The organism is Collinsella aerofaciens (genome assembly GCF_015548375.1).
Classification (GTDB): domain Bacteria; phylum Actinomycetota; class Coriobacteriia; order Coriobacteriales; family Coriobacteriaceae; genus Collinsella; species Collinsella aerofaciens_AB.
Genome location: NZ_JADMWW010000019.1, coordinates 1 through 13,349, shown reverse-complemented (window position 1 = coordinate 13,349; position 13,349 = coordinate 1). Strand labels below are relative to the sequence as shown.

9 protein-coding genes are annotated in these 13,349 nt (G+C 53.9%); 1 reads left to right on the top strand and 8 read right to left on the bottom strand.

All coding sequences use genetic code 11. The annotated features are described in order from the left end of the window. Positions 1-7: 7 nt before the first annotated feature. The 6 genes from I1969_RS08370 to I1969_RS08345 all read right to left on the bottom strand — a co-directional run bounded on the left by I1969_RS08370 (position 8) and on the right by I1969_RS08345 (position 7,640). Positions 8-1,000, bottom strand: a complete 993-nt coding sequence (locus tag I1969_RS08370) for a PLP-dependent transferase (protein ID WP_195234520.1) — start codon at positions 998-1,000, stop codon at positions 8-10. Positions 1,001-1,096: 96 nt separating this feature from the next. Next, complete coding sequence (locus I1969_RS08365; protein WP_195234518.1) at positions 1,097-2,629, bottom strand: glycoside hydrolase family 32 protein; 1,533 nt, start codon at positions 2,627-2,629, stop codon at positions 1,097-1,099. Between the two features lie 106 nt (positions 2,630-2,735). Beyond that, on the bottom strand, positions 2,736-4,136 hold the full coding sequence (locus I1969_RS08360) for a PTS transporter subunit EIIC (protein WP_195234516.1): 1,401 nt from the start codon (positions 4,134-4,136) through the stop codon (positions 2,736-2,738). A 183-nt stretch (positions 4,137-4,319) separates the two neighbouring features. Beyond that, positions 4,320-5,291, bottom strand: a complete 972-nt coding sequence (locus tag I1969_RS08355) for a LacI family DNA-binding transcriptional regulator (RefSeq protein ID WP_229028357.1) — start codon at positions 5,289-5,291, stop codon at positions 4,320-4,322. Positions 5,292-5,803: 512 nt separating this feature from the next. Next, on the bottom strand, positions 5,804-6,559 hold the full coding sequence (locus I1969_RS08350) for a hypothetical protein (RefSeq protein WP_195234512.1): 756 nt from the start codon (positions 6,557-6,559) through the stop codon (positions 5,804-5,806). Beyond that, entirely contained in the window at positions 6,552-7,640 is a 1,089-nt protein-coding gene (locus I1969_RS08345; protein WP_195234510.1) for an AAA family ATPase, read from the bottom strand. Before I1969_RS08345 ends, I1969_RS08350 begins: the two co-directional genes overlap by 8 nt. Positions 7,641-8,184: 544 nt before the next feature. On the opposite strand from I1969_RS08345, the gene I1969_RS08340 reads away from it, so the two are divergent. Beyond that, complete coding sequence (locus I1969_RS08340) at positions 8,185-9,771, top strand: AAA family ATPase (protein ID WP_195234509.1); 1,587 nt, start codon at positions 8,185-8,187, stop codon at positions 9,769-9,771. Between the two features lie 85 nt (positions 9,772-9,856). Here the strand turns inward: I1969_RS08340 and I1969_RS08335 are convergent, their stop codons facing one another. Both I1969_RS08335 and I1969_RS08330 read right to left on the bottom strand, forming a co-directional pair. Beyond that, complete coding sequence (locus tag I1969_RS08335; RefSeq protein ID WP_195234507.1) at positions 9,857-11,674, bottom strand: UvrD-helicase domain-containing protein; 1,818 nt, start codon at positions 11,672-11,674, stop codon at positions 9,857-9,859. Next, positions 11,668-13,185 (bottom strand): ATP-dependent nuclease, encoded by a 1,518-nt coding sequence (locus I1969_RS08330; protein ID WP_195234505.1) that lies wholly within the window; start codon positions 13,183-13,185, stop codon positions 11,668-11,670. Before I1969_RS08330 ends, I1969_RS08335 begins: the two co-directional genes overlap by 7 nt. Between the last annotated feature and the right edge of the window lie 164 nt (positions 13,186-13,349).

Below are 13,349 nucleotides of genomic sequence, written 5' to 3'. Positions count from 1 at the left end.
GATTTAGCTAGTTGCGAAGGGCGTTGTCTAGGGTGGACGCTACGACCAGGGGGTTGTCGGTGCCGGCAAAGAGGCGGATGGTGCTCCCCTGTTTGCCGCGTGGGGCCGAAAGGCGCGTCGTTGCGCCGCCGGCGGGCGATGTTCGGAATTCGTCCGGCAGTATGCTGAAGAATTCGCACGCGGTGCAGTCAATCAGATCAAACTCAACTGCCGGGCCAAAGCCGTGCTCGAGGATTCCCGTTGCAACCGAATGGTCGGGATGCGAATTCAACCCGGGATAGCGCACGTTGCGCACCATCTCGTTAGCCGCCAGATACTCGGCCAGCGCACGGGCGCGGTCGAAGTGGGCCTGCATGCGAACGTCGAGCGTATCGAGCCCGCGCTCCAGCACGTCAGCCTCGTTAACAGGCAAATCAAGCTTGGCCAAGCCACAGCCCTCAAGCAGGGCATGCGCGCACTCGGCAGCAGCATCCACACGATGGCGCTTGAGCTGCGAGCGTGCGACCGATACGGCAACGAGCTTGCGAGGAGCCTTACCGGCGCACACACGGTCGAGTGCCTCAAGCGACAGGACGGCACCCAAACGCAGCGGATCGCACCCAAAGAGGCCGGCCACGGTGTTATCCACCACGAGCAGCGCATGAGCCTCACGCGCTGCGCGGCCTAACGCGCGCAGATCGGGCACACGCAGACCAAACCAGCCGATAGAATTGACGAACCACCACAGGTGCGGCCCCTCGGCATCAAGCGAGGCATCAAAGCCCTCGGACGCGGCAACAAATACCTCGGCGCACGAATCCCCCACCAGCACAACATCGCGGCCATCAAAGCCACGAGCAAACGCATCGGCAAAGTCGTCCGCAAAAGCCACCAGGCGGTCACCGGGACGCACAATACCCAACAGCGACAACGCCGCCGGCACGTGAGGGGCCTCAACAAGACGCGCATCACGCGCGCCAGCCCTTACAGCCCAGGCCTCTTCTAGCTGCTGTACATCCACAAGGCACCACCCCTTCATAAACAAAAACCCACGATGCGGATGTTTCCCGCATCGTGGGCAACGGCTGCAGTATAGCGCCGACATGCGACGAATCGCCTAGATGTTGAGCGCGTGGTAGGTCACACTCGCACCCGGAGCATCAACGGACACGCCATAGGTCTCGGGATAGATGCGCGTCGAAAACACGAGCGCGCCGTCGTTCACAAACACCTCGACCGACGAGACATCGCCGATAATGCGCACGTTACGAACCTCGTCGACGGGCTCCCAACGCACGGTGCGACCGCAGCCGGCAGAAGCGCGACCTTCATCGGTAAATCGCATCTCAAAGCGCGCGGGCAGCTCGCCCTCGGCGGGCACAAACGCCAGCTTCAGCTCGCCATCAACGATCGCGGTAAATACGCCGTCGACACCGTCGACAACAACGTCAAAGCAGGTATCGCCGGCAACCTCCAACGAGCCCTCCCCCACACGCACCGAGGCATAATGGCGCTCGATCTCGCGCGCCGGCTGCTGCAGCACCACGTCGCCGTCACCGGCCGTAAGCTCACGCGGCACCGTCATGCAATGCTGCCAGCCGCACACCACGGTGGGTGCGTTGCCATAGGTCGGCTCATCGGGCATGCCCATCCAGCCGATCAGAATGTGGCGACCGTCCTCGGCCGTGAACTCCTGCGGAGCATAGAAGTCAAAACCGGCGTCCCACAAGCGAAACTCGCCCAGCTCATAGGCACCGTCACCACCGGTAATGTCGCCCGTTACAGGCATGTAGCCAGCAGCGTATACGTTGCCGCGGTCCCAACGACCACCCTCGAGCCCCTGGGGCGAGAAGGACAGCCACCTCGCCGGCACACCACCATCGGCCTCAAGCTCAAGGTATCCCGGGCACTCCCACATAAAGCCAAAACGCTCGGGCGTAGACACACGGCTCTCGAGCTCCCAGTTCAGCATATCCGCCGAACCATACACCAAGATCTCGCCCACATCGCGCCCGGCACCCTCGCCGTGCATCGCACAAAAACGGCTCTCGACATGCGGCCCATCCACGCGACGACGCGCGCCCAACACCATGTGGTAACGCCCATCATCATCGCGCCACACCTTGGGGTCGCGCACGTGGCAGGTCAAATCCTCGGGATAATCCTCGGAAGCCAGCACCACGCGCTTTTGGCTGAACGTCTGTCCATCAACACTCTCGACATACACGGTGTCGGCACGACGGCCGGAGTTGACATAGTCAAAGACGCCGTCCGCATCGGGGAGCTTAACGTTGCCGGTATAGAGCACGCGAATGCGACCGTCCTCGACCAATGCCGAGCCCGAATACACGCCATGGCAGTCGAACGGCTCGTCGGGAAGCAGTGGCGCGCCAACATAATCCCAGTTCATAAGGTCGCGGCTCGTGGCATGGCCCCACATCTTGACGCCGCCGTTCACATCAAACGGGGCATACTGAAAGTACGCGTGAAACACGCCATCGGCCTGGCAAAGACCGTTGGGGTCGTTGAGCCAGCCCGCCGGCGGCATAATATGGAAGCGCTGGCCATACGCGCCATGACCGCACTCAGAGGCGGCAGCGTCAACAGCGGCAACCAGCTTTGCAAGGTCGCGACCAAGTGCATTAGACATATCAAAGTCCTAACGGATCGAAAGTTATAAGGCACCAGAGATCGGCACCAGATACGGGAAACGCCCGCGAGCATACAGCCCACGGGTGTTCCTCAAGCAAAAGCTCTTAGGCCTGCTCGGAAGCCTTGGGCTCATCCTTGTACAGGACAAACGAGACAGCAAAGGAAACCAGCGCGGCGACCGCAAACATGATCGCGTACTGCACGGGCTGGGCCAGGCACAGCAGGATACCGAAGATACCGGTAACGCCCGTGCCGGAGGCGGCCAGCGAAGTGAGCGCGCAGACCAGGGCACCGCAACCGCCGCCGATGCAGCCGGCGATGAAGGGCTTAAAGAAGCGCAGGTTCACACCAAAGATGGCAGGCTCGGTAATGCCCATGAAGGCGGACAGGGCCGAAGGAAGCGCCAGACCCTTGATCTTGGCATCGCGGGTCTTAAATGCAACGGCGAGCGCGGCACCACCCTGGGCGATGTTGGCGGCACTGGCGATGGGCAGCCAGTAAGTCACGCCGTACTGGGCGAGCTGGCCCAGGTCGATGGCGGTGTACATCTGGTGGATACCGGTAACGACCGTGGGAGCATAGAACAGGCCGACGATAAAGGAACCGATGCCGAAGGGCAGGGTGAGCAGGGCCTGGATCAGACCGAGGATGGCGTTCTCAGCCCAGACAAAGATGGGGCCGACGGCAACGAGAGTCACGAGCACGGTCACGAACACCGAGACGAGCGGGGTCACAAAGAGGTCGAACATCTCGGGGACAACCTTGTGGAGGCGCTTCTCCAAGAAGGCGAGGATGGCGCAGGCGATAACGATGGGGATCACGTGGCCCTGATAACCGACCCACTCAAAGCTGTACATACCGGGAATGACGTTGACCATGGTCTGCACGCCCTCGGAGGCAACCGTGTAGGCGCTCTGCAACGAGGAGTTGATGAACGCACCACCGACGACGGCGCCCAGATACGGGTTGGCTCCAAAGGCCTTAGCGGCGGAGTAACCGATCAGGATCTGCAGGATGCCAAAGGACGTTCCCGAGACCAGGTCGGCAATCTTGTAGATAAAGTTATTGGTGTCGAGCGCGATAAAGCCGTTGGAGGCCATAAAGTTGAGGGCACTCATAATGCCCAGCAGCAGGCCCGAAGCCACGATGGCGGGAATGATGGGGACAAAGACGTCGCCGAGCACCTTAATGGCACGCATAAAGATGTTCTGCTGCTGCGCCGCGGCCTCCTTGACCTCGGCCTTGGTGGCAGCCTCGACGCCGCTGAGCGCAATGATCTCGTCGTAGACCTTGTTGACGGTGCCGGTGCCAAAAATAATCTGGAGCTGGCCTTGGGCCTCAAAGACGCCCTTGGCGCCGTCAATATTCTCGAGGGCCTCCTTGTCAACCTTCGCGTTATCGGCAATCACCAGGCGCAGACGCGTGGCGCAATGCGCGGCAGAGACGACGTTGTCGGCGCCACCGATGTTGTCGAGCACCTCTTGGGCTGATTTGCGGTAGTCCATGACTTCCCTTTCCTCCAACGGGCGCATGTGCACCCGGCCATCTTTGACACTTATACTGTAATCGTTTTCAGTTTCATATATCTGTAATCGTTTTCATATAGCGGTAAACGGTCGATAATTGACGGTGAAAGGTAGTTTTGAGACAAAAACAGAGAATCAGAAGCCGGCAGACATGCCCAAAGCCTAGACATTCATCAGCTGATGGCCGAGCTTGAGGGTCTTTAGACCGCTCTCCCCCTCCACGCCATCGAGCGTGTTGAGCAACATATTGGTCGCCTCGACGCCACTGGTCAGGTAGCCATAATGTACGGTGGGAATGCCGCCCGTCAGCGCGCGCAAAAACGCGTTGTCGCCAAAACCGCTCACGCGACGCATGCCCTCGCCCACGCCGCGAACCTCATCGATGGCACGAAGCGCGCCCGCAGCCATGGTATCGGTCGCGCACGCGATAAACGAAACATCGGGAGCGACGGAAAGCAGTTCACGTGCTGCACCATAGCCTGAGTCGAGCGTAAACGAGCCCAGGCGAATCAAGGCGGCATCGAGCGGGTTACCCGCGGCGCGCAAGCCGGCCTCAAAACCGCGACGGCGGTCATAACCGGCCGCGCGGTCCTCCTCGGTAACCCCGATGTAGGCGATCTTGCCGTCCACACGGCCCGCAAGCGCATGGCCCAGCTCAAAGGCAGCCTCGTAATCGTCGTGATAGACGCACGCCGTGCCCTCGACATGCTGGCCGATCAACACAATGGGCACACGACACGACTCAATCGCGCGACGGTGCTCATCGGTGATCATGGTTGCCACGAGCACGATGCCATCGACCGGATGGTTTTGGAATAAATCGAGGTATTCGAGCTCGCGATTGGCCACGTTATCGGTATTGGCAAGCAGCATCTGGTAGCCACGGCGACCGAGCACCTGGCCAATACCGGCGGTAATGCGGCTTACGGATTCCGAGTTAATCTTAGGTACGATGACGCCGATGAGCTCGGTGGAGCCGGTGCGCAGCGCGCGAGCCTGGCTGGATCGCACATATCCGGTCAACTCGATTGCCTGCTTAATGCGCTCGGCCTTGTCCGCCGAGATATATCCACCGTTGAGGTAGCGCGAGACGGCGGCGCTCGAAACGCCCGCCAGCTCGGCCACATCTTTCATCTTTACCACGAGCACCCCCGTCGTTGAAATCGCTTTCACCATGATACCCGTGCGAGCGACCGCATGACGTAGTGATTGCATGATAGAGAAACGCATGGAAACTAATGAGTCACTTGAGACGTGTCTGGTGATAAGCACTTCGCAGCCAGTTTTACCAGACGAGAATCACCCTAGCTGCATAATCGAAGAATACGCCCATGCAAAGATTGACCTGAGCAGAGCCTCGCGAACGTTTCCTAGAAGGCCTCGGTGCCGAGCCTCGATGAGGCGCAGGACGGCCTCATGCCGGAGTTGCCGCATCAAGCATAGCCAACGAAGCGCGGGCGGGACGCCGCCAATGACCAACGCCCTAACAGTCAGTTACTCCTGAGCATTCCCCTGTTTTAAGTTCCGGCGACCTGCGGTTTTGTTACCGAAATCGGGTTGCGCTCAGTGGTTTCCGGTTTTCCCCGCACCTCCGAAATAACGACTCCGCATTGAGACCATTAGACGAAACTGCAGCGTCCAGAAGTCTAGCCAAGCAGCTTCGACTCGATTCCCGCGAAATCAATAAGACCTGTTGAGTAATCTAAAATAAATAGCAGACAGGTGCCAAGAACCCATACCTCATCAGCCAAACGCAAAGTATCGTTTTGCGCCTTCACGATCCTCTCATGGTCAAGGTCTCTATACTCAGACTCATAACCGGCCTCGCCGTTATGACCGCACAACCGAAGCGCCTTAATGGCGGTAAGTACAATCATTTCATCAACGTCAGGCCTAATAAAATGCCGCTCAAAACTCTGGTACCTAGAAGCATTGCCAACAATTGCCTTGTAATTCAAAACGTCTTCACGGGAAACAGTTCTGCTTAGATATTCGACGTCGGGCATTTTCAGAAAGTGCTTACATGCCTCGACCATTGGATAGTTAACGTAGAGCTTGCCATTGTCTGTGCTCTCGTTAAAGTAACGTTGCATTTCCTCTAACCGTGCAGGTGAGAACCTATTATCTTGGGGCTCATAGTCAAAGACCAGCAAAACATCAGAATAATCCTGGTCAAATAACCACTTATCCTCTTCGGACGCACGTTCCTTAAGGACGCCGAGAAGCGATAAGTCATCCTGAAAGCCGTCCGAAAACATCCTTTCGTAAAGCTCGTAGATATTTGTGTTATAGGAAACGATCTCATAGCCAATGTCGAGGCCATAGCACCTAAAGAGAGCCTGGAAGAGTTTAATCTCTTGCTTTATGCCCTCAACGATAAGCAGGACTTGCTTCCTAGACATCGAATTCGCCAGCCTTATAGAGCTTTTCGAGGTTGTGCCCTTCCCTTAGTTCCCTATCTGTTGCATTGGCAGCGGAAATAATATTGTGATCCGAAAGAATGAATAAGCAGTCTGGCCTAAGGATTTTATTGCTGAACAAATCTGTATTATGCGATGCGCAAAGCACCTGGCGTCCAGTCTGGGACTTAAAATAGTCAACGACCTTCTCGGCGAGATCGTGATGATAGAATGCATCGAACTCGTCGACAAAAAGCAAGGACGGCACACTTGTAGCATGAAAATAATTAAACAGTCGCAGCAGCGCAACAGTGCCGCTTGAACAGTTTTCTACAAACGGAATAAGTCGACTTTTTTCAAAGTACAAAGCGATATCACCCGATGGCGTTTCACGCGCAGTAAGGCGTTCTTGAATTCCAAAGTCGTTCAAAAAAGCCTGAAGCTCAGAAACCAAGCCATTCGAAATAACGTTTTCGGCGATGGTGGAGACAAGGTTACGGTCGTTCATATGTGCGTCGCCAATGGCATCCATTGACCGCGCAAACGTATAAAGCTTAAAAAGAGGCATTGCCCTCTCAAAAGGAATGTTATTGCACACATACGCCAAAACGGAAATGCCGGGAGATTTGAACTCCCAATTCAATCGATCGGCACCAATAGAAGCCAAATCGCCATCGAGCACTTTACCTGCACGGTGGTCGTAATCAAATGCAATCTTGCCGTTAACAACCACTGTCTCACGAAGATAGTCTGTTATCCCAGTCTTTTCGTAACGATAAGCAACTTCGTCATTCCCAAAGCGAAACGTGTAGGCAAAGCACGCCGACGTGACCCCATCAACTGCGCTGAGATAATTAGTTTTATTGGAATAGAAGGTCCGACGCCCCACATTTGCTGAAATATCGAGAAGAGCATTGGAGAAATTTGTTTTGCCGACAGCGTTTTTACCGTAGATAAGACCACAAGAAACGATGCCCTCATCGATGGCTGACGTATTGAATCTGTAGTCCCTGACATCGGTCAAATTGAAGGTAAATCTATGGGAGAAGTTTCGGAATCCCTCGACCTCAAAACGCGTTAGCATCGAAACCTCCATGTTATACTTGCCGTAAAGTTTTTACGGCAAGTATAACATGGAGGCGACCCAGAGGGGCGTCATAGTCAAAGTCAGGTTTTCCAGCGCGCAGCAGCAGGAACGTGAACGATGACGTCGTCAACCTACTACCCGGCGAGCAGGGCGATCCATTGGTAGCGTCTTTAGCGAACGGGGTGAGCATCTACGCCAACTGGCCCTTACCGACCTACTGCATGTTTACGGTACGAGAGAGCGACATCGTTGTCAGCACTGTCGTGATTACCAGGCGAATGATCGAAGAGTTCAGGTGCGCCGATGGCTGAATCGGCATCGTGAGGTACATCCGCCTCGAGCGCCCACTAAATCGGAAGAGCACTTCTGGTAATAATATTTCTCTGCAAGGTTCCGCCTTCTATGGCGCCTTAAGCCTGATGAGAACAACTGTGGCCGCAAAATCGAAGAGTATGGCAATGCAAAGCTGGAACCAAGCAGGTCACTGGGACTTATCAATACTATTATTAAAACAATAATTGTTATTAGATAGGTGGGTCAATTGTCAGAAGACGAATCAAAATATGAATACTGGCTACCCAATGCCAGCAACATAAAGATCTGTAAAGAAGCACAGGTCAACTCCGTCGTTATTATCGGACCAAATGGATCCGGTAAATCAAAGCTCGGTGCTTGGATAGAGCAACAAGATTTCGAAAAGGTCCATAGAATCTCAGCACAGCGCGATATCAATTTTTCTGAGAGAGTCCCTTTAAAAAGCTTTGCAGAAGCAGAAGATAACGTTTTTTACGGCGGCTCCCAATATAAGGAGAAAAAACAAGTTCGATGGGGATGGGGTGGAAGCTATACGACAAAGCTCCTTGACGATTTTGACGATGTTTTAGCAGCACTCATCGCACAAGTAAATCTTGAAAACCAGCGGTTTATTGATGAATGCAAACATGCGGAGTCTATTTCTGTAGAAAGGCCCCCTCTACCGAAAACAGCACTAGATAAGCTTAAAGTAATTTGGGATGAAGTCTTTCCTCAAAGAAAGATCGAGCAGGAAGACGCGGCCTTCTACGCGTACTCCAAAAGTAAAACGGATCGCTACAGCGCAACGCAAATGAGTGACGGCGAGCGTTCAGTGCTATATCTTGCCGCACAAGTTCTTTGTGTCCCAAACGACAAAATAATCATCATGGATGAGCCTGAAGTTCATTTACATCCATCGCTTATGGCGCGACTCTGGACTTCCCTAGAGCAGTCGCGCCCAGACTGCCTCTTTATCTACATAACCCACGATGTTAATTTCGCCTCAACACACCGAAGCTCGGATATCATCTGGGTTAAGAATTTCGATGGCACCAAATGGGAATTAGAAATGCTTCCCGATAGCGACCTTCCAAAGGAGCTCTTAATAGAGCTCCTTGGCAACCGGAAAGAGGTCCTATTCGTTGAAGGAACCGAAGGAAGTTACGACAAGCGGATCTATTCCGCACTCTTTCCCGATTGTTATGTAGTCCCTTCCGGCGGATGCGAGCAGGTCATCAATAATGTGAAGGCATATAATCGTACCTCAAGCCTTCATGCCATAAAGGCCCAGGGCATCATAGACAGAGACTTTAAAACCGAGGAACAGCTCAACGCACTTAAGGAAAAGGGGATCTTCCACCTCAAGGTCGCAGAAGTTGAAAATCTCTTTCTCACCAAAGAAGCGGTGCAGATTCTATCTCAGCGTTTCGGTGCTGATGCAGATAAGACCTTTTCCAGCATTAAGACATATGTAAGTGAAAGGTTCAGCAAACAAGCAAAGAAGCAGATATCGGAAGCGCTTGTAGCAGGCGTAAAGGAAGTGCTTTCCGGAATAACTATTTCGGATAATGAGCAGTTGACTGCCGATGGCATAGTATCCTTAATTAATATTGCGAGCATAGAAAAGAACGTTAACGACAGATATCAACAGGCCATTGAAGACCATGATTACAATGAGATTCTCGGGCTATTTAACGATAAGTCTCTTACAACAAGCGTTGGGCATTACTTCGGAATTGATAACAAAATCTATGTCGATCGTGCAATTTCCTTGTTGGAAGGCGACCTGAGAGACGAACTTTCCGAAGCCCTAAGGCACTATATTTCGCACTGAACGGCCTCTTCACACCCAGCGAGGTCCGGCCAGGCCACTGACCGGACCTCGCTCCAACAGTAGGCACGCTCCGTACTGCCGCAAATCACCCCTCCCCGTCCATGACCGTCCAACTCACAGGCTCAATGCCCTGAAGAGACGTCAAGCAAGAGGGGCGGGCAACCTGATAGTTCCCGTAATTTGTCCTGCGCTGCATAGAAGCGGAGACATATACCGCTTTGCGGGCGCGAGTGACGCCGACGTACAGCAGGCCTATTTCCTCAATAAGCCCATCTGGCATTTTCTTCGCATCAGCAATCTGGCAACCTCGCGCAGAACGTAAGCATATACCAGCATTTTCGCAACGAGAGCAAATCCCTCCAGGCCAATCGAAACGCGTAACGCCCGGAATGAAAACAGTGTCCCACTCGAGCCCCTTAGCGGAGTGAATGGTCATGATCGAGATGTCTGCATCAAGGTAATCGGAGAAACGCCGCAGGGAGCCCTCGGAAAAGATGCTAACGATATAGTCGAAGCGCTCAGATGGATCCATCGCGACGCAGTCAGTTTTAAGGTGTTTCCGCAGCGCCCCAAGAAGCATGGCATAGGACCGCCCATACTCGAATCTCCTGGAGCCAGTCAGCAGTTCATTAGAGACGGAGTCAATTATTTTGTCCGCAGCAGACAGGCTGACGCCTTTTTCTCCAGACGCTGCATCGGTAATCCTGGATAAAGCAAATGCATTGAATTCAACGAACTCTGGATCTGTATCCGAGAAAAGCCCGTTGAAGTATGGCATCTCCTCTTTAGTCAGCTCGTCAGTGATGAGATTGGCCAGGGCACCGCGCTTACGAACAAGAATCGCAATCCTACCGCTACCTCCTTGAGCGAGAGTGGCGACCTTCGAAACGATGGCAGTCGCTTCATCTTGCTGCGCAGCGCCAACAAATATGGGAAGTCGGGGCGTACCGCCGGCAATGACACCCTTCATGTTGGAGCGAATCGCAGCACCGAGCTCCCCGACAATAGATCCCCCAGAAAACCTATGATTATGTTCGAGCTCCAGCTGCGATAGACACAGGTCGGTAGTGGCCCTTGTCTTTAAGCCTTCCATTGCGCCAATAAAACCATAGACACGCTGAATAGGATCGCCGAACATGCAGATTCCTGATTCATCGGAAAGCAGGCCTTTTAAAAAGATGTAGCACAGGGCATTCGTGTCCTGCGCTTCGTCGACGAGTACGACAGGAAACGCCGTCGACAGATAGGACCTCAACTTTGAGAAATCGGCAAGCAATTCAATTGCAAGGGAGATCATTCCAGAGTACGGCAAGAGACCGTTCGACGCGAACCTATCCTTAATTATCCTATTAAAAGGGCGTACGCCGTGCCTCAGGTCTTCGTCTTGACCATTTCTCATGGAGCGGAGGAAGCTGCTGAAAACATTCTTTTCATCCCAGAAAAGCTTACCGCCTCGCGAAACCAGCTCGTCAACGGCGTGGTTATCATCGACCATAGAAAGCTCGTCAACGTTCACTGGGAGCGAGAGCGATCTCCAGTACCTGCGCAGCAGGGCCCAAGCAAAGCCATGGAAATTGGTCGCCATGACGCTGTCCTCAAAACGCTTGGTCACGGAACCCGGAAGCGCCGACATAGTGGCGCCCAAATCCGCTCGCATTCTCCGCGCAGCGGCGACACTAAAGGTCAGGGCCAAAATCTTTTTTGGCGGCCGGACTTCGCCGGATGCCAGCAGCCAGCAAGCCCGCCCAGTCATCACCGTGGTCTTCCCGTAGCCTGCCGGCGCCTCCACGAACACTCTCTTCGATGGTGAAAAAATCGCGGAGCGCTGTGACGCATCTACATCACAGCGTGCCTCAATCGCGGCCCCAACGCTATCCAGCAAGTCAGTCTGGCTCATCAGCATTCAAGCCCCACGGCCTTGCGAATAATACTTTTGTAACAGTCGGGAACGCCTTCGGCACCAAGAGCCCCCGCGAGGGCTACGCCAGACGCGACGCCCTTGTTCGATGACAGCCATGCATACATAAGCGCACGCGATTCGGGCTTGCCGGCGAATTGCCCGTCAAACTCCGGCCCCCGGAAATCATACTCAGCGCCCGGCAAGCTAACGCCATAGACATTTCGGGCGTTTTTCAGAGCTCTGCAATTCCCCTTGATGCTAGTTGCCCTCTGAAAAGGGTCAATTGACTCAAGAAGCGCAATAAACGCACCCTGGTTATCGCTAGCGAAGAACGCGTCAACAACCTCAGCTTCAAAATCCCGTCCGGTTGTCGTTATATGGTCTCCAGAAGTTTCTTGCAGCTCATCATCCCTGTCGACAATGGAATAATTTGGAATCTCGAACTTGCCCAGAAGTTCACAGAGTGGCTCAACGTTCTTTTTCCCGCCAGCCCTGATTGGCACAACTCCATAATCATCCAGATCCATCCCAAGGTTGCGGGCGAACACCGGAATAGCACCGGACTCCGTCTGCCCCTCAAAAGCCAAAACAGACCGAGCGAAAAAAGCCTCACGTACTGACTCAAAATTCAACATAAGATGCTTTTCAAACTTGTCGGACAGATCAATATCCCTACCGCACACGACCTTCGGCGAATCTTCGCCCTGCCCGAATCGCACAATGTTCTTATAGCCGCGAGCCAGAATGTTAGGCGAATGCGTCACCATGATCAGCTGAGCTTTGATTGAATCGATCCCGAAATACTCCTTTAGAAGGGCGTTGAACTTGGCATCCCTCCCTTCGCAAATCCTATGCAAGCTCTTCGAGAGACACCTCTGCATATACGGGTGAAGGTGAGCTTCGGGTTCGTCATAAGCCAGCACAGCGTGCAGCACGCACTTGCCATCGTCATCCGAGCAGAGGCTCTCTTGAAGGCGTTTAGGCGAAAGACGCATAATGCTCTCGATTATTGAGAGCGAGGCAATGGCAAGATACTGCAAGCCCACACCCGCCTTTTTAAAATGAACGCCTCTCTTGTCAAGCAAGGTAACCAAGGTTCCAAGCGTTCCACCGTCCGATGAGTCAACTCCCGGCCTCACGCCATATGATGACAAGATGGGAACGTCACTGACAATCGAGCCGAGATCTGCAACCAGACCTTTAAGCTCGCTCCCATCCAGAAAGTCGGAGACCCCTTTGCCCTCCTTCTCTAGGTAAAGAGCGATGCCCTTGGAGAGAACTTTGCCAACACCTCGGGTGCCATCAAACGCCAAGTCTCCCCTATTGAAGGATGCAGTAGAGTACCTGAACATGTGAACGGACCTCATGAAAGAAGGGGAGATCTTTTCCCCGCTTCCCTCAACCACAAATTCTATTCGAGAATCCGGGTCGTCAGCAAAAGCGCAGATGGTAATAGTGTTTCCGGTCGTAGGATCGATGTCGAGTCCCGTTATTCCGAGCTCGTCCTCATCCAACTTTAAAGTAACTAGAGCCCCTGAGCGCTTTTCAATGTTAGCGAAATCCTCTTCGCTAATCGTCGCTTGATTGAAGATAGTATTGAGTGTTAGCGCCGGGCGATTTTAGCCGCTAATAGTCAAACTATTTTGACCAATCCCGGTCACCGAATAATGGCCACCGT

What these genes read in the sequence shown, in the direction of transcription:
- I1969_RS08345 (WP_195234510.1), bottom strand. Translation starts at nt 7,640, where the DNA reads ATGCTAACGCGTTTTGAGGTCGAGGGATTCCGAAACTTCTCCCATAGA.
- I1969_RS08360 (WP_195234516.1), bottom strand. Translation starts at nt 4,136, where the DNA reads ATGGACTACCGCAAATCAGCCCAAGAGGTGCTCGACAACATCGGTGGC.
- I1969_RS08335 (WP_195234507.1), bottom strand. Translation starts at nt 11,674, where the DNA reads ATGCTGATGAGCCAGACTGACTTGCTGGATAGCGTTGGGGCCGCGATT.
- I1969_RS08355 (WP_229028357.1), bottom strand. Translation starts at nt 5,291, where the DNA reads ATGAAAGATGTGGCCGAGCTGGCGGGCGTTTCGAGCGCCGCCGTCTCG.
- I1969_RS08365 (WP_195234518.1), bottom strand. Translation starts at nt 2,629, where the DNA reads ATGTCTAATGCACTTGGTCGCGACCTTGCAAAGCTGGTTGCCGCTGTT.
- I1969_RS08350 (WP_195234512.1), bottom strand. Translation starts at nt 6,559, where the DNA reads ATGTCTAGGAAGCAAGTCCTGCTTATCGTTGAGGGCATAAAGCAAGAG.